The following is a 26,193-nucleotide window of genomic DNA, read 5'->3' on the forward strand; positions in this document are numbered from 1 at the left end:
CCGTCGCCAACAACTTTTAATAACTTAATCGTAAGTTATTTGAACCGTAAAAGCGTTCAATTCCTGCCAGTAATGCAGAAAGTTACCTTCCCATATTTGGTAAATATCCAGAGCAATTTCAATCGAAAACAGGCCAAGCAGGTTTTGAAAAACACCTGCATCGAAATCAAAGTCGAGGTCTTTGGCAAGCTCAGCATGTACCGTTTTTAGGGGTAAAGAAACCTGCCCTGAACGCTCATAAATTATACTTCAATGACAATATTGAGTGGGCTTGTTCGTTATTAAAGTAAATTGAATAACGGCTTGTATCTCTGCCACCAGCTCGTGAAGCTCTTTCTTTTTGGCGTTTCTCGCGGATCTTCACTTGGTAGTCTTCAATCTCAGGAATGGGTATTACGAACTGAACATCTAGTAAGATTTTACCTTCACTTTCATATGGGTGCATTCGAACACAACGAATAGATAAACCATAATCATTTAGCCACATTACCGTAGTCGTCAATTCGCGTGAGAACTCGGCAGAAGCAAGTACAATTTTTACTTCTTGAGCAAATTCGTCTTCTTCTTTTTCATCCCAACCTAAGAATTCAAGGATTGATGCTTCGGCATCTAGTTCGAGGTCATTGGCTTTGATGTAGTCGGCATAAATATCAACCAAGCGATCAAACGTAAGCGTTGACACCATTGCAGCATATCGAACCGATTGTAGCTCCATATGCCCACCATCTTCAGTGCGTTTCAGCTCAATAACAACGATGTTGGCTTGCTTATCAATTCCTAATAAATCAATACGTCTGCGACTCTCATCCCATTCACCAAACTCTTCAGCAATAACTAAAGTGTCTGGAGAAATAATCTCGATTTGGTGCTTGAGAAGACGCTGTAAATCTTCACGCTCTTTTAATCCAGACTCCGAAAAGGTTGTTCGAGAGATCGTTTTTATTTCGTTGTCTGTCACTTGATAAATGGCCATCTAAGTCCCTTACGCTGCTTGTGTATCATTTACAGACGTACATTTTTGCTTTATCAACTCAAACATTGGCCTAAATACTTCAAATGAATCTGCCTCTAAGTTTGGTATGAATTTTTCAGCAAATTCTACCTTCTTACCAGTAAACTCAAGCCTTTCACCACCACCTGGAAGTTCTGTCTTCGCAAAATACTTACCAAGCAACTCTTCCTTGTAAAACAGCAACTCAATCGACAAATGCGAATCACGCCCTTTTGCCCACAATTCATTTTTACTGTTGCAAACAAGCTTAATGACATCAGGATGGTTTAGAACAGGCAAAAGCATCACGAAATGTTCTTTACATTCAAGCTGCGTGGTTAAACCCGTCATAAAGTCGGCATTAATTAACGTTGTAGTACTTCCTCTAGTCAGCTCATTGTAATCGTCAAAAGCGTCATCAAAATCAAACAGCCCAAAGAAGTAACGCCCTTTATGATTATCTTTTAAATCTTGTCTTTTAAATAAGTTCTTTAGAAACCGCCTGTCAAAAGCATTATTGATACAGAAAAGCCGCGACTCGCCCGGATATAATTTCTCCCAAGCAACATCCAAAATATATTCGTCGGTGATCCCTTCCGTAAATAGCACGGGATTATTGGAGTCTCGTAAAAAGTTCGTGATGTTCATTACAATATCTTTTTCATTCAACGAAATACGATTGCCAGAAAGTTGTTTTAGAGCTACGTCCTTTGCGATGGGATTAACAACTGTTTTTTTCTTTTCTTTTTCAAATGAATTCAGCTCTGATGATTTCGTTGCTGTCAATGTAGCTGCACTATGGCTAGTCATTAAAACATGATTTGTCGCTGCCGCATCAGAGGAAATATCCGCAATCTGATCTAAAAATTCAAACTGCCATTCAGGATGTAAAAAAGAATCAGGCTCGTCTAATAATGTTATACAGTTTTTGTTTTTAAAAATTTCTGCGACGGAGTAAATATAAACAGATTGGAACTGACCATCACTAAAATGTTCGATACTACATTTGGTCTCATCTTGTAAAGTGACCTTAGCGTCTATACTGCTCAACATATCAACTATATTTAGGTTATCCAACAACCTAAATAAAGTGGAAGCGTCAATAGCTGGTCGAGCGTCTAAAGCTTCCTCAATATCATCGGCCTCAACAGCTTCTCTCTTTCCAAATTCTTTTTTGAAGATATCTATCGATATCTCTAACGTGTATACGTCTTCTTCAGAATCGTAGATATTTTGATGGTTAAATTCGCCATCAACACACTGTTCAATCCGTTTAAAAAAGTCCAGGAGGATACCTTTAGAACCCCAATAATGAGTTCCCGGGTCAAAGTGTTCAACCTTAATACTTCTAGCCGAAAAGAAAGACGGACGCTTTAGCTTTAAAGTTACCTTACCTTCACTTTCTTTGATGCCTAATTTAGAAAATATATATGACTTTGATTTAGTTTCTTCAGGAAGTAGAAGGTAAATAGCCAGAAACAATTCTTTATATGAAGGACCTATGCCAATAAAAGCCGGGTTGTCATCACCTGTCGAGCTTTTTAGATTAGATTTGAAGTTTTTTTTGTATTTTTCAATTAATGAACTGACGGTGTTATTTTGCCCTGAATAGTACATCAAAATATTGTCTGGCAAAGGAATTCCTTTAGTTGTTTTTCGCTTTTTACCATTAATACTGAATTCAAAACTGGCATAACTTATTTCAAATAACTCACCATTTATTTCGTATTTAACATTATAGTCAAACGCGATGTCATCCTGCTTTTGCTGTGATTCTAATAAATGTCTGAATATTTCTATTAATGCTTCAAAAAAATTCGACTTTCCCGAACCGTTTGTACCTACGAACAAGCTTAAATCAGTTGCGTTATCTAGGTTGACCTTGAAGTTCTGTAAATTTTTATATTTCTTTATAAAAACTGATTTCAATCTCATTAGTTACTCCTTTAACCGGCGTTAACTTAGCGCAGACCCGACAATGGAACTTGCCAGTTTTACTTTTATATCTCCAGCGTTGTTTAATCCATGCTTTATTCCTTCGCAAAGAGCAATTAGGTCATTAGTTTTTGATATGATTCTGGTTTGTTCAGCCAAAGGAGCTACTGGAACAAGCAATTCTTCCCATTTTGACCTGTTAATAATTGGGGTTGCAGATCCTGATGCCTTGCTAATAACAGACGAATAAAAGCTATCAGTACTTACTGCTATATGTAAATAATGAGGATCAATACGTAAAGGGGATACCGCGTTTATTTGCTGGTTAAATCCTATAGCCTTATTAGCCAAAGTACTCTTGCCTATTGAGCCACCAATACAAACCATAAGTAGATCATTTGCATTAGCTGTAACACTCTGGGTCAAACCTTCTTCAGTAAGTGTTTTATCCTCCTGCAAAAGCTGTCCAGATGGTGATATTTGACCTGGTCCAATAAATGGAATATCACCACCAAAATATTCTGGAACCTTTGTACTAGGTGTCTTGCCCGTTGAGGTAATCCCAATTTCGCCGAGTCTTGCCCACTTCCAACTTTTTGGTAAATCAAAAGGCATTTCTTCATTTGAAATTACTGGCAATGTTTTTTGCTTTTTGATCACCTTATCTTTAATCAATTGCTCTTTTTCTTGTGCTATTTTTTTGAGCAAATCTGACGCAGGCTCGTCGGTTGGGTCTTGTGGTACAAGTTTGCCCATAACTGCGAGCTGTAGGATGGTTTTTTTTAATTGTTCGATGCTGTGTTCGGTGGTGAATAGCAGGTCAAAGTGCTCAGCTATGCGTGTCCAGTTTTGTTGGAAGTCTTGTGCATTTTGGCTGTTTGTCAGAGTTGTTAGTAGCTCTTCCACCAAGACCTGGTGTGCATCAATACTGGCTTCAGTTTGTTGCTCCAGTTGGTCGCACAGGGACATCAACTCACTCACTTTAGCAACAATCCTCGATTGCTCCTCTTCTGGCGCCAGTGGTAACGAAAATGTAGAAAAAAAATCTTTAGGAACACGCTTCTGGCCAGCAGAACCTGTCATCTTCGATTCTCCAACTCTCAAAAATAACGGGGATTTTAAAAACAACAAAAGATATCTTGGATTGATTTCTTTAATTAAAGGCCTAGCAACATGAAGTTCAGTAGTCCCGCTTCCTACGCCATTTTTTAACCCGCTAAAAACGGCTGCCTTACTATTTTCAAAACATGGGGTTATTTTTGCGAGCCCTATGTCTCCATCGGCAAACTGAGTAAAGCCCTTTCTCACTTCAGCCCACTTCTTAAGCTCATGACCATGCGAACCTGAATAACTAGTTGATATGAGGGGCATGGGGATAAACGATACTTCACACTCATCTGCTAGTTCATTCTTAGGTGCTAATTCACATAACTCACCTATTGACGACCAACACCAGTTTGATGGAATGCTATAAGGCTTCGTTGTAGGTTCGAAGCTAACTTTGCTCTTCTGCTTTTTGAGAAGCTTATTTTTAATGAGTTGTGCTCTTTTAGCATTTACCTTTTCAACCAATTGCTTTGACGGCGTATCGCTTGTTTCTTGATGCGTCAATTTGCCTTGTAATGCCAGTTCTACAATAAGGTTTCTCAGGCTCTCTATTCCGACAAACCGAATCTTTTTGCTAGTACCTCTTCCCGTTGCTCTTTTAGCTTGAACTGCACTTGACCAGACTGCGATATTATTAGTGATAAGTTTATTAATCTCCGTCATGAGGCATTGCTCGCCAATGCATCAGATAGGATCGTCCTTAACTGGTCACGCAGCTTTTGGATGTCTTCTTGTTGTTTGTTGTAGTTTGCTAGCAACTCTTCGGGATCATGGGAAATGACTTCTTCCTGGTGTGGGTTCTTTATATCCAAATTAAAGTTTTGGTCTTTAATATCAGAGAATGGGACTTTCCAAGCCAAATGTTGAAATTGCTTAGTTTCTCTGTCTTTCCACCACTCTTTGCAAGTCTTGAACTCTTCTGGCTTCATAGGCTTGGTTTTGTTATACGCTTTTACGCCCTCAGGCAGCTTCTGCTCGAAGTACCAAACGTTTTCAGTTTGTCTACCTTTTTCAAAAAATAAGATGTTAGTTTTGATGCTGGTGTAAGGTGCAAATACTGAGTTAGGTAAGCGCACAATAGTATGGAGGTTACAGTCAGTTAGAAGCTTTTCTTTAATCTTAGTTTTTACGCCTTCACCAAATAATGTGCCGTCTGGCAATACAATGGCCGCTCTACCATTTTCTTTGAGTAAGTGAATAATTAGCTGCAAGAATAAATCTGCCGTTTCACGGGTACGATATGCGGCTGGAAAGTTAAGCTCTATTCCATCTTCTTCCATGCCGCCAAAAGGTGGATTAGCAACGATGACATCAACACGGTCTTTGTTTGTATAGTCACGCAGTGGGCGCGCCAATGTATTGTCATGGGTAATTTGGCTTGGTACTTCTATGCCATGAAGAAGCATGTTGGTGGTGCATAACAAATGTGGAAGCTGCTTTTTCTCCACACCATAGATTTGGCTTTGAACCTGTTTATTAACCGTTTCATCATTAATTTCATTGTTAGCTTTTAGGTGGTCGATGGAACAGGCCAAAAATCCACCTGTACCGCAAGCTGGATCTAAGATTTTTTCACCCAACTGTGGGTTAATCATCTCAACCATAAATTTGGTTACAGCTCGGGGCGTATAGAACTCGCCAGCATTGCCAGAAGACTGTAAGTCTTTGAGGATTTGTTCATACAAATCACCAAACATATGGCGCTCTGTCGACGAATGAAAGTCGATTTCGTCTACTTTATTGACTACCTGACGCAGTAGTGTGCCGTTCTTCATGTAGTTAAAAGCATCGCTAAATGCTTCCTTGGCTACAAACCCTCTTGGATTATTGCTAGGGCTGGCATGCAAGCCCTTTAGTTGTGGAAACAACTTGTTATTCACAAAATCCAATAATCTATCACCTGTGATCCCTTCCTTGTCACTGGCCCAGTTTCGCCAGAGTAGTTCTTCAGGTATGGGGGACTCGTAGTCATCATCCATAAGTTCAAGTTCTTCTTCTTGCGCATCAAATATCTTCAAAAACAGTAACCATGCCATTTGACCGATACGCTGGGCATCACCATCAACCCCTGCGTCTTTTCGCATGATATCTTGGATAGATTTCACAATACTTGTTATTGACATACTTCCCTCTAAATTCGTTTGTGTGCCGCCTTTTATAAAAAGAGTGGCGGCTTCAATTTTTTACTTAGTTATTTGCAGCATCGCCATACAAAAGCTGCTCCAGCTCTTGCACCGCCTTTTGGTATTTGGGTTTTCCGCCAAACTCTCTAATTAACTCCACTGGTCGGCCAAGTTGGTCAAAAGGTGCATGCTTTAATACCGACACTTCTTCAATGGTGCCGATGTCTTTGTCTGCATACTTATCCAATAGTGCATTTAATACTTTTCGGGCTTGCTCTCCGTATTTGGTAAATACATCGCGTTTACGCACATTGTCGGCGCGTTCTTTACGAGTGAGTGGTGGCTGGCCATAAACCACATGGCATATCAGGTCGAAAGCCCCATATTCATTGCCCACTTCTTGCTCAAGTGCTTCCCAAATAACGCCATGATCTTTTAGCTCTTCTATAACGGCCTGCTTTTGTTCAGCACTGTTCCATTTGCGAATAAAGTCATTCAAAGTGGCATATTCTTGTTTGACCGTTTTGACTGTATAGTCCTTTAACGATTCCGTTATCAGCTTGCCGTCAGGACCTATGTATTGAACTCGCTCTGCAAGCACACTTACTTTAATACCCTTTACAACATATTTGACGCGTGGTTCACCTACCCCTTCGGAACCGCCATCACCGCCTGTGTATGGCTCATCATTACATGACGAGCTTGAGTCTTCTTCATCTTCAAACGAGCTATCTAAACCACCAGATTGCTCATCATCTCCGCCTAAGCCTGTCGAGTTGTCCTCAGGAGGGACAGTCGAATCTCCACCGTTAGGCTTAAAGATTACTTCCGCCTCACCATCAAAATCTGGATCAGCAAATCTATCAGTTGCCTTTTTGAAATCCAGAATTGTGAACCATAGTTTGCCGTACTCTTCGTCGATGCGAGTACCACGGCCAATAACCTGCTTAAACTTAGTCATGGATTGAATGCGTTGGTCTAATACAACTAACTTACAGGTTTTGGCATCAACTCCTGTGCTCATTAACTCAGATGTGGTGGCAATAACCGGGTAAGGTGATTCAGGATCGATAAAGTTATCCAACTCAGCTTTACCTTCTGCATCGTCGCCCGTTATCTTCATGACATATTTGCGGTTTTTGGCAACTTGCTCTGGGTTCTCATTCACTAATGCTTGGCGCATGCGGTTTGCATGGTCGATGTCCTGACAAAACACGATGGTTTTTGCCATGGGATCTGTCGCTTTTAAGTGGTCACTAACGATCCTCGCGACTAGCTGGGTGCGCTCTTCGATCACCAATGTGCGATCAAAGTCTTGCTGGTTGTAGATCCTGTCTTCGATCAACTCGCCATTTTTATCGTATTGATTTTTTGTAGGTCGCCAACCTTGTAGGTCTTTGTCGAGGTCAACTCTGACAACCTTGTAAGGCGCAAGAAAACCATCATCGATCCCTTGCTTAAGAGAATATGTATAGACAGGATCGCCAAAGTAAGTGGAGTTAGAAACTTCTTCCGTTTCCTTCGGTGTTGCAGTTAAGCCAACGTGTGAAGCACCGCCGAAGTAATCCAGTATCTCACGCCATGCAGAGTCTTCCGCAGCACTTCCCCTATGGCACTCGTCTATAACAATGAGGTCGAAGAAGTCTGGCGAAAATTGCTTATAGGCTTTTTGATGTTCCTCTGGTCCTGTTATCGCCTGATACAAAGATAGAAATATTTCATAGGAGGTATCGACCTTTTTGCCTGTGATTTTGGTCATTGCACTGCCAAACGGCTTAAAGTCATTCGTCTTGGTTTGGTCAACAAGGATATTCCGGTCTGCCAAGAATAAAATGCGCTTTTTGATGCCAGCCTTCCACAAACGCCAAATGATCTGAAATGCGGTATAGGTTTTCCCTGTTCCTGTTGCCATCACCAATAATGCTCGGTCTCGGCCTTTAGCAATGGCCTCAACAGTTTTATTAATGGCATGCATTTGATAGTAGCGAGGCGACTTTCCACTGCCGTCTTCGAAGTAGTCTTGGGTAACAACAGCAAGCTCTTCCGTTTTATAGCCCTTCCACTGTTGATACTTCTCCCATAATTCATCGTGAGTCGGAAACTCTTCTAATGTTAAATCTTGCTCTGTTTGTTGATACAAGCCGGTCTTATCGTGAAATACAAATCCATCGCCGTTTGAACTGAACACAAACGGCACTTCTAAAATATCAGAGTAACTTAGGCCTTGTTGCATACCAGCCGCCATAGGCAGCGTGTTCTTTTTGGCCTCAATAATCGCCAGCGGCTGGTTTGGTTTATGATAAAGCACAAAATCAGCTCGTTTACCTTTGGTGCGCGCGCCCATTTGCCCCCGAACCACAATACGGCCAGCCGTGAGCGATACCTCTTCGCGAATTTGCTTATGTATATCCCAACCCGACTTTTTGAGGGCAGGTAAAATGAATTTTGTGCAAATATCACGTTCCGTCAGTTTCTTCTTATCCATGATTAAACTCCCTGATATCCCGGTGCAATCGCCAAATTTTTCACGTTGTTTAGCGTAAACCGGTTTTGCAACCAAAGTTGGTACTCTGCACCTTTTAGTGTGCCTCGCTCGGTACAGTCCACATTCCATCGTCTTAACAGATAACCAGCCATCGCCGCTCTTACGTTGATAAGCAGCTGCTCGTTTTGCATACCATAATCCATTTCTATGGCGGTAGGATGCTCAACGTTCTTTGGATGTGGCACGAGTTGAGTTGGATAAGGCGCTGCCATTCAGTATCGGCTTGGGCGTTTTCATCTTCATTAGGCGTGTCTTTTAGTGTTACTTTGCTAATGCGCGTTAACACAAAGTCTCGGAAGCTTTGACTCTTTCGGTCAAAGGCCCGAACGTGCCAGCGTAGGCCGTTGTCGACGATGGAGTGAGGTACAAGCTCTCTGGCATTCGAACCGCTAGAAAGTGACGTGTAGATGACGCTAACCGCTTTGTTATTGAGAATGGCCTGCACCAGACGCGCAACAATAAAGATGTCGGGTACATTCAGACTGGACGGAGCTTCTACTGGGAAATGGATATCACCTATTGCATCAAACCCATCGGAGATATCGTTTGCGAGCTTGGTTAAGGTACGCCTTGCGTCGTGTTCGAAGACAGGCTTGAACTGGGGAGTCTGGAAGTACCGTTTCTCTCGCGAATCGTAAGACAGGTTATCCGGCGCAAGCTCTTTGTAAATACTGAAATCGCGCGAGCCTGCCGACAATCCCACCTGAAAACGATTAATTAAGTCCTGACGATAAATCGCACCTTTGAACAACAGGCAAAAGTCGATATAAGCAAGGCGTTGTTTTTGAGCAAAGCTGATGGAGTCGAGCATCGTCCCTGTGTACTTTTCTATACTTTAGTCCAGTGTGGTTTATTTTGAGACGGTTGTAAAGAAGGTATATCGTTAACCGCTCATAAATCGGCGCTTAAATTCCTTCTTTCTTGCTTCAGGTTCGCCTTCTATTAATCCTGTGTATTTATGTGCAGCATGCGCATCCCATCCAAAAGGCCAGCGTTTAAATAGATGTTGATTACAGGCAGGGCAAACGCGTTGATGTGCAGTACTGGAAACAGTCTGTTTTGTCTTTGTTATAGGTTTAGACTTTGTCGGTTAATTGGCAGCTGCTCTGCTTAACGGCTTAACCTTTGGTATCCATATAGCATCGCCCTTCTCTGGGTCACCAAAACAGATGCGCTCCTGCTCAGGCAAGCTTGCTACCCATGCGGCACTGTAGGCATCCACTCTATCGTGCATTGGTCCAAGGCACATATTATCTGCTTGCGACCAATCGTCGTCGGTTTTAGGCCAACCAGTGTAATGCGACATGGCAGACAGCTGTAACTCAGCCTGATTCCCTTTGCTTTTATGGATATCAGCGACACCTAACTGTTTCACTGTCGCGTGTGGATAGACCTCTATACATTCGGCAACTTTACTCAGTCGCTCGTTCAAGGCGAAACCTAACAGCATAAAGATTTGGTGGGCATGAGGCAGGTTTTGTATCGGCTTACCCGCCTCAAGATGTGCAATACCTTTTGCTTTAATCATCCTAAAATCATCGGCAGAGAGCGTTGTGTAACAACTAATACCTGCTCTATCGAGGGCCTGTTCTGCAAATCTGCGATTAAGATGGTTATCCCGTGGCCGAAGCGGTGAGTCGATACCTATTCGGATTGGGCTTAAATGGAATGCGTCGCATACCGTTTCTATGTAACTGGCTAACGGAAACGGCAATAATCGCCTATTTTCTAGAGTACAAATCACCAGTGGCAGGTATTTACCTTTCGCACAAGCGACATCAATACCGATAAACACGTCCATGTTTGCCTCTCCTATCTGTCAGGAATGAACCTTTTTCTATTAAACGATACTACACGATTGGAATTAATACCCAATCAAGACATTGCCTGAGTTAATATATTTTCGATATTTAACAAGGATGTTCAATTATGCCAAGAAAAAATACATCTTTTGCGGACCTTCTTTTCCAAGCGCCGTGGTGGGTTTCGGTTATAACAGCGGCAATTACCTATTTTTTAATGGGTCACTTACTGCCTTCTCTCGAAACTGATAACCAGCTTATCGACATGATATTTAAGGCACTCGCTATTCCTGCGCCTTATTTTGCAATTTTCATATTATTCATCGCACCTTTTTCGTTTTTTAATGGGCGTCGGAGAGCCAAACAATTAGATGCGCAAAAGAGTATTGAGACCATTAGACAGCTGCATTGGCGCAATTTTGAGGAGCTAGTCGCAGAAGCCTATCGTAGACAAGGGTATCGAGTTACAGAAGGTGGATTTGGTGCTGACGGTGGAATTGACCTAGAGCTTAGGAAAGGCGATGAACGAGTCATTGTTCAATGCAAACAATGGAAAGCGCAAAAAGTTGGTGTCAGTGTGGTACGCGAGATGTTTGGCGTGCTCACTGCCAGCAACGCAGCCAAGGTTGTTGTAATTTGTTCGGGTAAATTCACCCAGCAAGCTATAGATTTTGCCTCTGATAAGCCCGTTGTACTCATTGACGGAGACGAGCTGCTTTCACTTATCCATGATGTGCAAGCGGAGCCAAAAGTAGAGAAGATAAAAAAGACCGCTTGCCCTAGGTGCGGAAGTGAGCTTTTGGAGCGGCAAGCAAAGCGAGGAGCTCATGCAGGCAATACCTTTCTAGGTTGTTCTGCCTTTCCTAAATGTCGTTACACAGAATAAGTATTTTTAAGGAAAAAATAGATGAAAGACTTGGATGTTCATAAAAAAGTAGCGGTACTAATTGATGCTGATAACGCTCAGCTGTCGAAACTTTCTGCCATTTTGGATGAGATATCAGCACACGGCCATGTACTCATCAAGCGTGCCTACGGAGATTGGTCTATTGATGCGTTGAAGAACTGGAAGACGCCTCTTAATGAATTAGCCATACAGCCGATTCAGCAATTTGCTTATACAACGGGTAAAAACGCAACAGATGCGTCCATGATTATTGATGCGATGGATTTACTCTATTCTGAAAAAATAGACGCATTTGCTTTAGTATCCAGTGATAGCGACTTTACTAAGCTAGCGTCACGTTTGAGAGAGTCAGAGAAATTTGTATTTGGCGTAGGTGAGAAGAAAACGCCAGTGTCATTTCGCAACGCCTGTGATGACTTTATATTCACCGAAAACCTAGAGGCTGGTCAGGTTTCTAAATCAGGTAAACCTAAACAGGAGCAAAGTAGCGCTGGTAATGGTGCAGAAGAGCTAATACCAGCAATGCTTAAAGCTTGGGAGTTATATCAGAATGATGATGGTTGGGTGAATGTTAGTCCAGTTGGTAATTTTCTAAAGCGTGCTAAACCTGATTTTGACCCAAGAACTTATGGTGCAGCAAAAGTGACCGATATTGTTTCCAGTCTGCCTACCGTCTTTGAAATGACGAGACAGAAAGGAAAAGGGACGACACAAATTATCTTGTACCGTCCTATCTTCGCGACCACTTAGCCTAATCTAATTCCCAAGGAGGAAGATCAACGTTTTCCATATTCGACTTTAAAGGTTTCTTTTGCTTGGTTTTGCGTTTTGCCTTGAGCACTATTTTGCTGTCGTCCAGAAAGCGTCTGTAGGCGCGTTTTGCTTCTTCGATAGACGCGAAACCTTGGTAACGGCTTCCTGAAAAGCCATTCACTAGGGCTTCAGTTTCTTTCCACGTTTTGTAAACTCCCGACTTTCGGCCTTTAAATACTACGTAAGCGGCATATCTGCTGGTGAAGTTGTAGTTGGAAAAGCATCTCGACATGATTACCTCCTTTGGTTTGTCAGCTTTCCCAATGTGTTTACACTTTTATGTTTTGTAGCTACTCGGATACCGATATCGAGAAGACATCTAATTCCAGCCAGTAATGCAAGAAGTTACCTTCCCATATTTGGTACATATCAGTTGCCTGCTCAATAGGAAACACACCGAACAGGTTTTGAAAAACACCTGCACCTAAATCAAAGTCGAGGTCTTTTACTAGCTCTGCATAGGGGCCGCTTCCTAGATAGGCGAAGTCGGTGACGTAGCAAAAGTGCCATGCGTTATTGCGTTTCTCCAAACGAATCTCTACAGGGTGAAAACCACCATTTTCAGCTGAATAACTAGGATCTCTGAAGTTAATCGTCACGCTTGTTTGTGACACGCTATGCTGCACCAGTAAATCGACGAGTGCTTGTACAAATCGCTTTGAGACAGGCAGAGCGAGTCCTTCATAATGAATATGCATAATAAAAAATCTTCTAATTGGAATCTATGAATGTGAGTGCTGCCTAGCGCGTCTGTACGACGCTTTCAAGCAGCCAAGTAACGTACCTGACTAACAGTTTGCGGTGTCTGCTACGTCGCTTTCAGTAGCGTTATTCGTTATGCTTCTGAAATGCTAGTGCGACTTACTTTTATAAAATAGACAGCACTCGATTCTTGGTTCGCTATCGTTGTTCGCGCAATCAAGCGCTAAGGACGATAATTGATGAGTAGAGCAGGGGGCTAACTACGATTTTGCCAACTTTGCGTTGGCCGGAGTTTTCCCCTTGGTTTCAGTCTTTGGCGGCGATATTAAGAACTCATCAAGCTCTCCTTTTTCTACCGCGCTTAGCAAAATGTCGATGACCTCGGGAAGCTTTTCTTTATCGCCAACATCTATGGCTGGTTTCCCCTTTTGTAACTCGATTGCTCTTATGCCCACTTTAACCTCTAGGAAATAGTGGTTATCGGTATCGTAGTACCAAGGACGAACGGTGGCCTGCCAACGCTTTTTAATTCGCTCTCCTGTTTCTGGATCTTTGACTGTTTTTTCTTTGTATGCCACGAATGGTGTGCCTTCAAGCATACAAGTGGCGAGCTTTTTTTGCTGTTCAAGTCGGTTGATTAGCTTCATACGCTTGTTCAATACCGGTGGCTTTTGCTTGATTTCAGGACGAGCGATAACCTTGAGCGAACTCAATACAGATGTAGTCATAATGTTTACCTTTGAATGTTAAGGGCGAATAAAGCCCATTGAGGTGTGTTTCTGCTTGCGCAGGTTTTCGTCTGCCAACAGGTTGATGGCAAAGTCACGAATTTGAATTTTGGGTTGAAACTTCTTTCGACGAGCCAATAGAGCGAAATCACCGGGTGTAAGGTTGCGCAGTGAAGATAGCCTTTGTGTTTCAACTTCCTTGAGCGTTCTTACTCTAGTGAGCTTTTTGTACAACTCTATTACTTGAGTCGATGTAAGATATTGGCAGTCTAGTTTGAAATCGAACCGACGTAAAACGGCTTTATCAAGCTTGTCGGAAAAGTTAGTAGCAGCGAATAAAGGTTGTGTAAAACACTCTATTTGCGTTAAGAACTCATTAACCAGCTGATGTTCGTGATGAGCAGTGAGCGCTTCGCGTGAGCTTAGTAAGCTATCCACTTCATCAAGCAAGATGACTTGCTCTTCATCATGAGCGCTTTGAAATAGTTCAGCCACCTTTTGCTCACTTTCACCCACCCATTTACTTAAAATATCAGAGCATTTAACACGCAGCAGTTTCCTACCATGTAGCTCTGTCAAATAGTGCGCGAAAGCAGTTTTGCCTGTTCCTGGAGGGCCTGAGATTAATGTCCTCGCTGGCTGGTTGTGCTTAAGTGCAAACGCTATGTCGTTGAGATACTCCTTCGACTGCTTAATGTTTAAGTAGCTCGTATCGAAAGGTAGCTCACTTTTGTACTCAAGTTTATTTTGCCATTGCTCCGTTGCTCTAAGTGACGCTTCGACAACTTGACCGATTACAGCTTCTGCGCGAGCACGTTTAGCGTTTACAGCGTGAGCGACATGTGTTGCGTTAGCAACAATTGCTGGCGTAATGTTCTCTGTTTGACTAATTATTTTTCGTGCTGACGAAGAAACGCTTAAGCCGTGATAGTAAGGTCGCGTTATCTGTTCGATTTCTTTTGGTCTTAACGTAGGAACGTCTAATACGAGCTTGAATCGCCTGATAAAGCTTGGCTCAAGATATTGGATATGATTTGTAATCCAAATACAGGGAATTTCGTTTTGCTCAATGAATCGTTGTAGATGTTCTTTACTGTATTGGCTGTCAGCACAATCGAATAAACTCTCGCATTCATCTACCAGCAACATAGCGTCTGACTTATGCGTCAGCAATGATTGAAGTAACGCTAAATAACGAAGCCTTTCTTTGTTTGGAAAGCGGCTATTGAACTCATCTTCAGAGAAATTGCTAGCAAGTGCAGTAGAACGAATTTCGTAAAGTGTTCTATCGCAGTATTTGGCAAGTGTCCTCGATAACTCTGTTTTACCTGTTCCTGAAGCTCCATAGAGCAAAATGCTTGCTCCAGACTGTCTAGACTTACTAGCAGCAGTGAGATATTGCGACAAAAGCGCAGTATTCACGTGAGGAAAATCATCTAATGTGAAGCTTGCGTCGGGCGAAGGATGCAGCAACGGTGCTATAAGTGTTTCCCTTGAGGTAATTGTTTCACTTAACAGCGTTCGAACAAGTGCTTTTGGCATTGCACCATACTCGAAGGACAAAAAGTCTGTATCAGGCAGAAAACCATAATGATTGAGCTGCGCAGTTGCGTGAGAAAATAGTTCGTCACTGATGCCTGAAATGTCTTTGAGGATTTCGTTTAACGAAAGGTGGCTTGTTTGCATGTGCACCTCAGAAGAAAGCGCTCTAATCCACTTGTTAACCTGTGAGAGCAAGGCGAACTGAATCAGTAACTCGGTTTGCTTAGGCAAGTCCATCACGGTTCTGATATAGCGACAATTAGCTAAAAAGGTTTTCGTTACTTGAGGTTGGGTATCAGTAATAGTGAGGCAAGCTTTGTAGTTGACGTTTTTGCTTCTACCTATGAAAAACGATTGGGCAGATACCTTGCTACCACGCAAATTACTGGCAAGACTTTTACTGAGTATATCGGTATCGACTGAAGGCAGATAGTTGAGCAATCGCTTGCCCCATTCACATGCAAGGTAATTAAGCTCACTCGACTTATTGAGTACTTTATAAGACATGCTAGCGCCCCATTATTGATAGGAAAGTAGAGATGCAGCTTCTTGCATCACTTTTTCATTTCGCTTGTCGTACATGATGGTTGTACTGATATCCTCATGTCCTGCCATTTGGCGCACAGTGTTTATATCTACATTTTGTTCAAGTAATCGTGTAATAAACGTTCGTCGAAGGTCATGCGGCGAGACTCCTTCTACGCCAATTGATGCTAGCGACTTTTTAGTGAGTGAATAGATAGAGCACGATGACAACGCGGTGTTGTGTTTAATATTTCCACCTTTTGCGACTCGAACAAACAAGTGGCCGTTGCTTTTACTTCGAAGTGCTAGCCATTGATTCAGCGCAAGTTGCGTCCATGCTGGCAGATGAACAGTTCGGCTCTTGTTACCTTTTCCTTTTCTGACGATCAGAGTAGTACCTTCGATAAAGTCTTCTACCAAGAGTGCTACTAGTTCACTTCGTCGTAACCCTGTGCCTAAAAGTGTTGAAATTAATGCGTAGTTTCGAATGCCGAGAATAGATGTATCGCGTTGTAACTTTATCAGCAGCTTATTGACCTGCGCAGTTGAGAGAGGCTTTCCATCATGTTTTCCGTGATTCACTTTGCTGATAGCCCGAAGCTGAATTGACTGCATTTCTGGAACGAGCCCAGAGAGTACAGCTATTTTTACGATACTTCTGATCGCTATCATTGCTCTGTTGATAGATCTAGCTGACCAACCCTGAGTGATAAGCTTCGTTTTGATATAGGTAGCTTGTTGAAAGTCGATATGATGATATTTATCTGTTCGCTCTTCATCAGTCCAACCCATCATGTCTGCGATGCTATTTAGTTGTGAAGCAATAGAGCGCTGACTATTAGGCGCAAGTCGACCTAAATACAGCGCATAGGGGCAAGCTGCATTCATAAAATGCTCCGAAGTTGTAGTTAAAAGTATTGAATTTGAATGGAAGTGCTTAGAAAGCGAAAAAGATAATATCAGGCGATATTAGTGATTTATATGGCTGTTTTGTCCCAGTAAAAAATAGTTATTTTGTTGATTTCCCCCAGCGCTTAGTGAGATCTATTTTGTTGAACCGCTCATTGAGACGGATGTGAACAATTTTGGCATCTTTAGATAACAAAACTTCTTCCTTCGTGTACTTGAAGCCTATCCTATTTACAGCGAGGTTTTCTTCACATAACTCTGTACAAGTTATGTAAAAGAAACTGTGTAGTCTATTGAGCAAACTAATAAGATGTGATGTATCCAAGTCCAGCCGACATTTATTAGCAATGTCTAACAGACTTTGCTTTTCCAAAAAGTCATATCCAAACTCACAGTTGCGAGTGCCGTGAAAGTAGAGCACCCCATTTTCTCCAATTTGTGACATATGGAAGTCAGACATTGGTATGAGAAGAAAGCTTTGGCTTCCTAAGTTGTGCTCAAGTAAGTCAAAGAGTAAAAAGCCGAGTCGAATATCGTCAGCATCAAGCCTCGGATTTCGGACCAAATTTTTTAAATACAGGTCGAAAGCTTGCTGCGGCGGTTTCATGCGACTTAATTCAATATTTACATCGCCACTACGACCTAGCCCTGTCGCTTGTTCTAACGCCTCACGTTTAGCGTTGTCTGGCACCAGTCTGATTCGGCTTTCTTCCGTTCCTAATTTCACAATTACTCAACTCCGAACTATTGGAAAGTTTTTTATTTTAGCTTTCTCAGCCTATCAGTTTTTTTTGTCAATAAGAACAATAGCTTAAATAGATAAATTTTCCCTAGTATAAAGATTGACTAGCACACTTTTAAACGTGTCAGAAGAAAATAGAAAAAAGGCACGGTCTGTTATTTTTAAGTGTTTGATATTATTTAACTTTTTTCTTTTTTTTATTGGCTTCTTAATAGGCTTTTTTCACTGAGGACAACACTGCTACACATCCGGAAAATAGGTTTTGATTTTACACACCGTATGGTCATCGAGTTAATTTTTTGGAGCAAAAATGATGAAGAAAGTAACAAATATTTCTACATTAAAAAGAATGGGGTTTAAGAGCATCAAAGACCTTTACGAGCTAATTGAAATAACTGAAATGGATTCAGCAGAATTAATTTACTGCGTGCCTGATGGAAGTACTAGAAATGTCAGGCAAAAGCTAAGAGTAGCTGAGGGCTTAAAATGGTTAAAAGATGAAAATAATGAAGGGAGAAAAGCCTTTGTTAAAAACAATAAGTGGCTGGAACGAAGAAGAGTAATAGGGATTCAAGGCTCATTCAATCTCGATAACATTGAAGAAATACAATTTTTGAGAAAAGTGTCTTATGCCTCTGTCATCAAAAAAGTTGGGTTAACGAAGTACAGCGTTATTTGGTTCGTCTTTCACGAAGATGAGGAGCTGCATGAAAAGTTAACCAATGCCTTAATAGCAGAAAATGAAGGCTGTAAACATGCGAAGGTTATAACCTATTTTCCGATTCAAATTTCGGGCTCGAAGAACTGGGATAGAGGCGAATTTGCGTATGAGCAATGGTATAAGTATCAGCCACTCACGCTAGTAGAATTCGTTCTTAAGAACAGTTTAAACGTGTGGGTGCCGCCAGCTGAATTAAACCTATATGAGGGTAGTAGCGAGGCATTGCCTATTGATGCATTACCTAAATTAATGCAAGAGACTGTAAAAAACTTTAGCAAAGCCTATTGTTGCCCCCCTGAGTTTGCTTTCGTTCCACTTGTAACGATGATTGGTTCAGTCATCGGTCATAAAATTCACGTTAAACCAAGAAAAAATAGTGACTTGGTGATTGCGCCAAATTTCTGGGCTATATCAATAGGAGACTCAGGAGCTGGTAAATTTCCTGTTCATTTGCGGATGCGGGAATTTTTTGGCCCACTCAATGATAAAGCTTCGATGGACTACGAAGATGCCAATAAGCGGTATGGAGCGCAGCAAAAAATAGAGAAAATACGTGAAAGGATAAGTTCACAGCATATCAAACAGCGCATTATTGCTATCGATAAAATCTTAGACCCTATAGAAAAAAGAAAGATGGAGGAATTACTAGCATCTGAAGTAACTGAAAACTCAAGACAGCCTCAAAAACCGTCGTTAGTACGTTATACAACCAACAAGGCAACATATGCCGACTTGCAACGCACACTAGGTGAAAATCACAATGGGATTTTGATGGACCTAGAGGATCTAAAAGGATTTATTCATCAGCTTCGAGGCTCCAAGGGATTTGAATATCGTTCATTCCTATTGGAGTGTAATTCGGGGTTTGGTCAGCATGATATTGATAGGTTAAACACGGGCACTACGTATGCCAGTAACATGCTCTTGTCGATTTTTGCAACCACCAAACCATCTGTTGTTTATCCACATATTCGAAACACTTTAAAGGGAAGTGAGGAAAATGATGGACTGTGGCAGCGCTTTAACATTCTTGTTCATCCGAAAAATACTGACAAAGTTTCATCTGCTTCCGGAGAAGTGGAAGTATCATTAATTTCGAAAGTACAGAGTCTCTTTTGTTCAATCAATCAATGCGATTTCGGCTTCCAGCCAAATCTTGGCCTGAAAGAACGCAGCGTTTGCTTGTCAGAGCAAGCATTGGGTGTTTATAAACAGTGGTACAGAGAGATTACTTCCTTCAAAAGTAAGAAAGACGTCAATGATGTGTACCAAAACTACCTATTAAAATATAAAACGCTAGTGCCTAAACTTGCACTGCTTTTTGAAGTGGTTGAAAGTTTTGACGATGCCAATCAAGTTATCGGCCCTATAAAAAGCGTTTCCGAAACCTCAGCTAAAAAAGCCGTCAGAATTGCAAAATTTTTGGAATCTCATGCTCGCCACGTTTTTGACGTTAGAACAAATGTTGATACCGCTAATGCGATACTGATTTTAAAACGGATAGATCGACTCCCGCCCAAATTCTCGGCTCGTGACATAGCGCAAAAGAATTGGAGTGGGCTAAACACAAACACCGATGAAGTGAACCGAGCCATTATGGTTTTAGAGTCTGTGTTAGTGGTTCGAAAGGCTACAAATTGTAGACAGAAACCATTGTGGGAAGTGAATCCTTATATCACTGAAGCTGGTTCTCAATGATATAAACCTTAGTAGTTGTTAGAGGTGCATTTTTAGTTCAACAAAATGCACACTCAACACCTTCACTTTTAGTTGTTAATCTCTGTAATACCACTGTAACTATCTATTAATACACACTATTAATATAGGGTATAGGCAGACACTTCTACGTATTAAAAGAGTGTTTTTATGGCAGATCGCAAAAATACACAGTCATGGATTCGTAGCACTTTTGATAAGTCTCGCTATGAACTTATTAACGACAAATACAATTCGCAGCTGTTGGCACTGCTTGATTTGGCTAATACCGAACCAAGTTTTAAGCAAATTAATAACGTTACAGCAAAGCTTCAAGACAAAGCATTATGTCGATACCAGGCCATGTTACTGCAAATATATTGTAATGAACCGCAGCGATATCTGAGATTAGATTGCGACCAAATCACACTGACAGTGAGGTGTTCAATAAAGGATATCGATTCACTACTCAAACCTATTGGTGCTAAAAATAAGTCTCGCATTTATAAAGCAGGGACAGCGGCAAAGCCAGCAGACTTCACAGTTTTTCCTACCTCGACCTACGAACTCAATGGTGGAGGCTCTGGGCTTATTTACGGCAAACCATTTTATTCACACGGATTCGAGTTTCGGTTCAACGGTGATAGTTATAAGTCCCTGTTCTTATATTTAGAAGGGAACGAAAAGGAGTCCGGTAAGTATTCTCTACGATTATCGTTTAATCCAAATAAGCTAACACGGGATGAAATAAAGCAGGCGTTAATTCATGTTCAAAAACGTATTGGCGGTGAATACCGGTATACGCAATTATTCAGTAAGGCAAAGGTGACAAGAATCGACTTCGGCATTCTATTACCTGGTGTTTCATCAGCGTTTGTACAAGCGTTCAGAGACAACGCAAAATCTATAAAGTCACATTGTATACCGTTCAATGGACAACAAGTTGTCGAAACTACTTATCTAGGTAGCAAGTCTAACGCTAGTCACTGCATCGTGTATGAAAAACTACTCAAAGAAAGTAAGTGTTATCCAGAAGTTAAAACAGTAATCGATAGTTTAGCTGTCACTACGCGTATTGAGGTGCGTCACCTTTTATATAAAGAGAGGCACGAACTAGATGTAAAACAAATGCCAGAGTTTCCTTCAAGGTTGAAGCAAGTCAGGATTATATCGCCTAGACATTTTCACTTACTGAATAACGAGATGTTACAAGAATTGCTTACTGACAAGCGACAGGAAAGTGTAAAAATTATGCGGAAAAGTATTCGTAGCGAGCTTATAAAAAGCAGAAAAAGATTGAGAGTGCATAAGATTGATCAGAGGTGGTTGGAAGAAGAACAAACAATAGTAGCGAATTCCTTGATGAGTTTAATAATAAACCCAAATAGCTGAACGCTAATTTTCCAAGACTTACTTACTCTTGATTTAGCTTTTAAATACTAATTTATCAATATCGAGTAATCTCCAATATTTACTAGTGAATTGATATTAAGTAACACTGATAAAAAGCATCGCAAAAAGTTAGCTTTTTGACTTGCCTAAGATAGGTAGCGTAGAGCTTATTAACGCTACCTTTACCTACTATAACCTAAAGAACTAAATGATTAGAAATATAGCTACGATACTGCGAAACTCGCTTTTAGCTAATGCTATTCAACCATAGCGTCTAGCTCTGCGTGTGTTGTATACAAGCCTTTATGAGTACCATCCAAAATATCGTTTAACGAATTACGTAAGGCCGTATATTTCGCATCGGTTTCAAACTTTGCAGATGTGAGGTGAGTAAACAAATTGTAAGGCTTATCTTTTTCCGGTGCTTCATTGAGATAGAACCCTTCAAAATCAGGGTTGTGTACCACTGTTTGCACACGGCCATTTACTTCATCTGCTAGAGTCCTAATGTAAGCGATCAATTTAGACCGTCTTTTCCTCATTGAACTACCCCGTAAAATAGTCCCCGTAGAATTTACTCACGGAGACTTAATCGATGGCAACAAAAAGACGTACACGCGAGCAATGGCAGGAATTGGTTGATAAGCAAGCAGCAAGCGAACTGTCGGTCAGTGAATTTTGTGCACAGCATGCGCTAACAGTATCAAACTTCTATCTGTGGCGTAAAAAACTGAGCGATGATAGTCAATCGCTTGCGCCGCAGGATAACTGGCTTGCTTTTGATATGCCCGCGAGTGGGAACCAGAGTGCAGGCTCTACCTGGGAGATTGAATTAGCCTTGCCCGGTGGTGTGGTGCTGCGGATGAACCGGGCCGCCTGATGTTACCCTTATCCAATGGGCGTATTTGGCTGTATACCGGTAATACGGATATGCGCAAACAGTTTGATGGGCTGGCAGCACTGGTGCAGGGCAAGTTGGGCATGCAGGCGCATTGTGGTGACTGGTTTGTGTTTATCAATAAACGCCGCACGCAGCTCAAGGTGTTGTATTACTACCAGGGCGGTTATTGTTTGTGGAGCAAACGGTTAGAAAGAGGTACCTTCGCCAAAGTCACTGATGGCACAGCAAAAACACCATTAAACAGTGCCCAGTTACAGTGTTTGATTGATGGGATTTACTGGCAAAAAGGCAAACAAAACAGACGATTTAATTAACTGATTTTGTTATAATTTACGCCATGAAAACGCCCTCAGACAATCCCTCAAAAGATGCACAAATTGCGGCTTTATCCGATGAAGTTGCACAATTAAAGCATCAACTCGACTGGCTTAAACGCCAGTTGTTCGGGCGTAAGTCTGAAAAGGTGTTAGTGGATAATCCGGCGCAGAGCAGTTTGTTTGACGAGGGAGAGTCGCACGCCTTACCGGCAGACACCAAACCGGTGAAGGCCCATACCCGCTCATCCCAAAAACAACGCCGCGACTCGGATGTGAATGATGACGGCCTGCGCTTTGATGAGACGGTGCCGCAACAGGTGATTGACCTGCCTGCGCCGGAATTACAAGGAACGAATGCCGACCAGTATGAAGTTGTTGATATCAAAGAAACCCGTCGCTTAGCACAACAGCCCGGCAGTTATGTGGTACTGGTGTATCGTCGTCAGGTCGTGCGTCATAAAACCACGCAAACCCTTAAGGATACCCCGGCTCCTACCAATGTACTGGAAGGCTGTTACTGCGATGTCTCACTACTCGCTGGGCTGATGGTGGATAAAGCGGTATATCACTTACCGCTTCACCGCCAACATCAACGCATGCTTGATAGCGGTATCACCCTTAGCCGGGCTACCTTAATCAACTGGATACAACAAGGCATTGAGCTGCTTCGGCCCATCGCCAAGGCCCAGTGGCAGCACATTCTGCAAAGCAAAATCCTGATGATGGATGAAGTGCCCATTAAAGCCGGGCGTACCAAAGGGGCTGGCCGAAAACCGGGGCAAATGAAACAAACCTACTTCTGGCCGATGTACGGTGACAGTGATGAGGTGGCGTTTACCTGGAGTCACAGCCGGGGCATGTTGCACGCCAAAGCACAGTTACAGGACTTTACCGGTACCTTGCTCACAGATGGCTATGCCGCTTACACCAAAACGGTTGAACAATTAAATCAACACGAACGGCAGATTGTGCACGCTGCCTGTTGGGTACACATGCGCAGAGGCTTTGAAAAAGCCCTCGACAGTGAGCCTCACACCGCACAACAGGCATTGGATATTATCGCCACACTCTACCGGCATGAAAAACACATCCGGGATAAGCAATCAGACCTGGCCGATATCCATACCTACCGCCAACAACACAGCGAACCACTCGTGACTGACTTCTTCCGGTGGGTCTACCAACAACGACAGCGCACTGATTTACTACCCAAATCCCCCTTCGCCAAGGCGCTTCATTACACCGCTGAGCGAGAGAGCCAACTCAAGGTGTTCCTGAGTAACCCCGCGTTACCCATGGACACCAATCATCTTGAGCGGGCACTGCGGGTAATCCCCATGGGCAGAAAAAACTATTTGTTCTGTTGGTCCGAACTCGGGGCTGAACAACTGGGCATATTACAAAGCCTGATGGTGACTTGCCGCCTGCAAGGCGTCAATCCCTACCATTATCTGGTGGATGTATTGCAGCGTGTAGCACTGCACCCGGCCAAAGATGTACTCGACCTGACGCCAAGAGTCTGGAAAGAGAAATTCGCGGACAAAAAATTGACGAGCGATTTAGATAAAATGGGGTGATCCGGGTCTATATTGATCGCTTACGTCCTAATCTTCAGGTTTATTGACCACATTGCGTTTGCCTTTCCAACCTTATTCAATTTCGTGTCGAGGTCATGCACAGCGATTGCGTTTGCGTTGAATTGATCAAATATTTTAATAAAGGTTGGAATATTAGCTTTACCTCTACAATTTATAACGCAGTATTGAGCCTCTAAACCACTTTTCTCAATAATATACTGATATGCAAGGTATTCCGTGTCACCTTCAACAAGTATCGAATTTGGGTAGAAGAAAAATTCATTCACTGTAGGGCAGCAACGGTTTAGCATCTTTAAATTGTCTTTTTCGTCATCACTGAATTTTGCTCGATCTGTCTGGAAGTAAAATACGTTTTCTTGGTTGTTTGAAACCTTGATCAGAGTGGTGTGATCTTGAGTCAAGTCGATAAAGATAGGCGAATGGGTAGTGCAAATAATTTGCCAGCCTTCTATGTCAGCCAATGCGTAGATTGCTTTGCGTGCAGCTTTAATTATCGAAGGGTGTAAATTGATTTCGGGCTCGTCTATCAAAAGAATTTTTGGGTTTTCATCGTGAATTTTCTTTGTCCCTTTCTTTAAGAGGCCTTCACTGCATAGAGCGTTAACTGCTGACCATAAGAAAGCTCTTTTGATGCCTGTTCCTTGATGTTCTAATGATGATTGATGGTTACTTGTCTTTATAAAAAACTTACTTCCATCTTTGATAGCATCTTCGACTTTAAACTTACCTACGCCAGTTTCGAAGATTACAGATGAACCAGAAAATAGCTTATTAATTTCGAGTTCAATTTTCGAGCTAAGTTTACCAATGCTACCTGATAACTCTTTATCTACCTCTTTGGCAAGCTTTTCAATTTCGGCTACTATACCCGCAACTTTTGTTCTATCGTCCTTAACCTTTTTAGCTGCATTTTTGGACGCTAGGTCTTTTACTATCTTTTCTAAGGCTTCAACTCCGTCATTTGGATTTAATCTAATAGGGGTAGGTAATCTACTTTGCAATAAAGCGTCCCAGCCACCAGCACCACCTTTTTTCCAATGGTTGGTTATGGAACTAAAACTATATTTAACACCTTTTTCATCAGGGTTTTCCCACCTGATCTGAAACTTTGCACAAGAACCAAAATCTGGGTCGTTCAGTAGGAGCCACTCTCGACCAAAAGTGTCAATATCTTCTTGAGTTAAATCTGTAAAAACACCTGTGATAGATATTGGCTTTTTAGCATCTCTGCAATGAAAGTAGTCGATACTCAGCGGACTACCCAAGGAAACATAAGACTCGTATGCATCAAGAATTGTAGATTTACAGCTATTGTTTGGACCTACCAAAACAACGATGTTGTCTATTAAAATTGTAATTTCGTTACTAATGCCTTTGAAATTCGAAATAAGGATTGCTGAAAGTTTCATAAACGTCCTTGTTGTCTTAAATATTCTGACTACTGTTTTCGAAGACCGTAATTAAAGATTCATCCAAATAGGGACCGATCTCGCTAAAATCGTAAATGCTATTTATGTTCTTATTGCTAATGATCCTTCTGCATTTTAATTTAGTTAAAAATGAATCACTACTAGCAACGGTGAGAATATCTTGTTCAAGATCTCCAGCTAGTTTTTCAACCAATTTAGATTCTAACCTTCGCGAAATACTCTCAAAAGAAGGCAAATTTTCTTCGTTAGTGTTATCGACCCAATCTTTGGTCCTTGTTAGATGATTCTCTATTACCTCGAAAGTTTTTTCAATTTTTATGTTTTTCTGCAATCGGTAAGCAAGTATTGGGTCATGTTTTGAAAGCTCTAAAATAGCGCTGTCAAACTGAGAGGAGAAATCTACTCGCAGTTCTTCCTTCATATCAATGATTAACGAATTAAATGCTTTCTCAAGGGCAATTCGTAGCTCTGCTTCGAATGCTGATTTATCTTTAGGCGAGAATGCTTGGTCATTCAATTTCTCTAAATACAGCTTCAAGTAACCGTCAATCGCGCGATCTGTATTAATTACTGAATTGATAAATACATTGCGTAACTCAAGGAGTAAATAAATTATTGTTCGATTACTTTCTTTTTTTTCTCTCTGAATTTTCCATATATATGTTGCTAAGGCTACTAAAATAGTTGCACTAGCGGTAATAAAGGATCCTAAAATCTTAAGTTCTATCATGTAACTCTCGTGCGATAAACTCATCAACTAAAGATGCT

Annotated in this window: 23 protein-coding genes and 1 pseudogene; 7 read left to right on the forward strand and 17 right to left on the reverse strand. The window is 41.7% G+C overall.

All coding sequences use genetic code 11. From position 1 onward, the window contains the following. Positions 1 to 24: 24 nt before the first annotated feature. The 8 genes and pseudogenes from IUA53_RS20330 to IUA53_RS01380 all read right to left on the reverse strand — a co-directional run bounded on the left by IUA53_RS20330 (position 25) and on the right by IUA53_RS01380 (position 10,502). Positions 25 to 246 carry a DUF2787 family protein gene (locus IUA53_RS20330; protein ID WP_196899392.1) on the reverse strand — a complete coding sequence of 74 codons (222 nt, stop codon included), beginning with the start codon at positions 244 to 246 and terminating at the stop codon, positions 25 to 27. Beyond that, the gene (locus IUA53_RS01350) at positions 236 to 973 is read right to left on the reverse strand and encodes a hypothetical protein (RefSeq protein ID WP_196898067.1); all 738 of its coding nucleotides are present in this window, start codon (positions 971 to 973) and stop codon (positions 236 to 238) included. Before IUA53_RS01350 ends, IUA53_RS20330 begins: the two co-directional genes overlap by 11 nt. Positions 974 to 982: 9 nt before the next feature. Next, positions 983 to 2,926 (reverse strand): AAA family ATPase, encoded by a 1,944-nt coding sequence (locus IUA53_RS01355; protein WP_196898069.1) that lies wholly within the window; start codon positions 2,924 to 2,926, stop codon positions 983 to 985. Positions 2,927 to 2,947: 21 nt separating this feature from the next. Next, positions 2,948 to 4,696, reverse strand: coding sequence for a restriction endonuclease subunit S (locus IUA53_RS01360; protein ID WP_196898071.1), 1,749 nt, complete (start codon positions 4,694 to 4,696; stop codon positions 2,948 to 2,950). Continuing rightward, the gene (locus tag IUA53_RS01365; protein WP_196898073.1) at positions 4,693 to 6,156 is read right to left on the reverse strand and encodes a type I restriction-modification system subunit M; all 1,464 of its coding nucleotides are present in this window, start codon (positions 6,154 to 6,156) and stop codon (positions 4,693 to 4,695) included. Before IUA53_RS01365 ends, IUA53_RS01360 begins: the two co-directional genes overlap by 4 nt. A 64-nt stretch (positions 6,157 to 6,220) precedes the next feature. Beyond that, complete coding sequence (hsdR, locus tag IUA53_RS01370; RefSeq protein WP_196898075.1) at positions 6,221 to 8,641, reverse strand: EcoAI/FtnUII family type I restriction enzme subunit R; 2,421 nt, start codon at positions 8,639 to 8,641, stop codon at positions 6,221 to 6,223. Positions 8,642 to 8,643: 2 nt separating this feature from the next. Beyond that, positions 8,644 to 9,512: pseudogene (locus IUA53_RS01375) on the reverse strand (WYL domain-containing protein). Between the two features lie 279 nt (positions 9,513 to 9,791). After that, positions 9,792 to 10,502 carry a DUF429 domain-containing protein gene (locus IUA53_RS01380; RefSeq protein WP_231401231.1) on the reverse strand — a complete coding sequence of 237 codons (711 nt, stop codon included), beginning with the start codon at positions 10,500 to 10,502 and terminating at the stop codon, positions 9,792 to 9,794. 128 nt (positions 10,503 to 10,630) lie between these two features. Between IUA53_RS01380 and IUA53_RS01385 the strand changes: the two genes are divergently transcribed. Both IUA53_RS01385 and IUA53_RS01390 read left to right on the forward strand, forming a co-directional pair. Continuing rightward, entirely contained in the window at positions 10,631 to 11,389 is a 759-nt protein-coding gene (locus IUA53_RS01385; RefSeq protein ID WP_196898077.1) for a DUF2034 domain-containing protein, read from the forward strand. A gap of 21 nt (positions 11,390 to 11,410) precedes the next feature. Then, complete coding sequence (locus IUA53_RS01390) at positions 11,411 to 12,160, forward strand: NYN domain-containing protein (protein ID WP_012516807.1); 750 nt, start codon at positions 11,411 to 11,413, stop codon at positions 12,158 to 12,160. 1 nt (position 12,161) lies between these two features. Here the strand turns inward: IUA53_RS01390 and IUA53_RS01395 are convergent, their stop codons facing one another. The 6 genes from IUA53_RS01395 to IUA53_RS01420 all read right to left on the reverse strand — a co-directional run bounded on the left by IUA53_RS01395 (position 12,162) and on the right by IUA53_RS01420 (position 17,356). Then, the gene (locus tag IUA53_RS01395; RefSeq protein WP_196898079.1) at positions 12,162 to 12,455 is read right to left on the reverse strand and encodes an RNase H1/viroplasmin domain-containing protein; all 294 of its coding nucleotides are present in this window, start codon (positions 12,453 to 12,455) and stop codon (positions 12,162 to 12,164) included. A 58-nt stretch (positions 12,456 to 12,513) separates the two neighbouring features. Beyond that, a complete protein-coding gene (locus tag IUA53_RS01400; protein ID WP_196898081.1) occupies positions 12,514 to 12,921 on the reverse strand; it encodes a DUF2787 family protein in 408 nt (135 codons plus the stop codon). A 264-nt stretch (positions 12,922 to 13,185) separates the two neighbouring features. Then, positions 13,186 to 13,653 (reverse strand): hypothetical protein, encoded by a 468-nt coding sequence (locus tag IUA53_RS01405; protein ID WP_196898083.1) that lies wholly within the window; start codon positions 13,651 to 13,653, stop codon positions 13,186 to 13,188. Between the two features lie 18 nt (positions 13,654 to 13,671). Further along, on the reverse strand, positions 13,672 to 15,702 hold the full coding sequence (locus tag IUA53_RS01410; RefSeq protein ID WP_196898085.1) for an AAA family ATPase: 2,031 nt from the start codon (positions 15,700 to 15,702) through the stop codon (positions 13,672 to 13,674). Positions 15,703 to 15,714: 12 nt separating this feature from the next. Then, the gene (locus IUA53_RS01415; protein WP_196898086.1) at positions 15,715 to 16,608 is read right to left on the reverse strand and encodes a tyrosine-type recombinase/integrase; all 894 of its coding nucleotides are present in this window, start codon (positions 16,606 to 16,608) and stop codon (positions 15,715 to 15,717) included. Between the two features lie 121 nt (positions 16,609 to 16,729). Further along, positions 16,730 to 17,356 carry a hypothetical protein gene (locus tag IUA53_RS01420; protein ID WP_196898088.1) on the reverse strand — a complete coding sequence of 209 codons (627 nt, stop codon included), beginning with the start codon at positions 17,354 to 17,356 and terminating at the stop codon, positions 16,730 to 16,732. Between the two features lie 325 nt (positions 17,357 to 17,681). Here IUA53_RS01420 and IUA53_RS01425 point away from each other — a divergent pair, with 325 nt between their 5' ends. Then, entirely contained in the window at positions 17,682 to 19,790 is a 2,109-nt protein-coding gene (locus IUA53_RS01425; RefSeq protein ID WP_196898090.1) for a DUF3987 domain-containing protein, read from the forward strand. A gap of 168 nt (positions 19,791 to 19,958) precedes the next feature. Next, positions 19,959 to 21,179, forward strand: a complete 1,221-nt coding sequence (locus IUA53_RS01430; RefSeq protein WP_196898092.1) for a hypothetical protein — start codon at positions 19,959 to 19,961, stop codon at positions 21,177 to 21,179. A gap of 257 nt (positions 21,180 to 21,436) precedes the next feature. Here IUA53_RS01430 and IUA53_RS01435 read toward each other — a convergent pair whose 3' ends face one another. Beyond that, complete coding sequence (locus tag IUA53_RS01435) at positions 21,437 to 21,655, reverse strand: hypothetical protein (protein WP_196898094.1); 219 nt, start codon at positions 21,653 to 21,655, stop codon at positions 21,437 to 21,439. Between the two features lie 119 nt (positions 21,656 to 21,774). Between IUA53_RS01435 and tnpA the strand changes: the two genes are divergently transcribed. The 3 genes from tnpA to tnpC are packed head-to-tail and all read left to right on the forward strand — an operon-like array spanning position 21,775 to position 23,974. After that, a complete protein-coding gene (gene tnpA / locus IUA53_RS01440; protein ID WP_196897416.1) occupies positions 21,775 to 22,059 on the forward strand; it encodes an IS66 family insertion sequence element accessory protein TnpA in 285 nt (94 codons plus the stop codon). Next, the gene (gene tnpB / locus IUA53_RS01445) at positions 22,059 to 22,394 is read left to right on the forward strand and encodes an IS66 family insertion sequence element accessory protein TnpB (protein WP_196897417.1); all 336 of its coding nucleotides are present in this window, start codon (positions 22,059 to 22,061) and stop codon (positions 22,392 to 22,394) included. Before tnpA ends, tnpB begins: the two co-directional genes overlap by 1 nt. A 23-nt stretch (positions 22,395 to 22,417) precedes the next feature. Further along, the gene (tnpC, locus tag IUA53_RS01450; protein ID WP_196897418.1) at positions 22,418 to 23,974 is read left to right on the forward strand and encodes an IS66 family transposase; all 1,557 of its coding nucleotides are present in this window, start codon (positions 22,418 to 22,420) and stop codon (positions 23,972 to 23,974) included. Positions 23,975 to 23,994: 20 nt separating this feature from the next. Here tnpC and IUA53_RS01455 read toward each other — a convergent pair whose 3' ends face one another. Continuing rightward, on the reverse strand, positions 23,995 to 25,404 hold the full coding sequence (locus IUA53_RS01455) for an ATP-dependent nuclease (protein WP_231401232.1): 1,410 nt from the start codon (positions 25,402 to 25,404) through the stop codon (positions 23,995 to 23,997). 16 nt (positions 25,405 to 25,420) lie between these two features. Beyond that, a complete protein-coding gene (locus IUA53_RS01460; RefSeq protein ID WP_156085793.1) occupies positions 25,421 to 26,155 on the reverse strand; it encodes a hypothetical protein in 735 nt (244 codons plus the stop codon). Between the last annotated feature and the right edge of the window lie 38 nt (positions 26,156 to 26,193).

Origin of the sequence: Alteromonas sp. B31-7 (assembly GCF_015767655.1) — a bacterium.
In the GTDB taxonomy this organism is placed as follows: domain Bacteria; phylum Pseudomonadota; class Gammaproteobacteria; order Enterobacterales; family Alteromonadaceae; genus Alteromonas; species Alteromonas australica.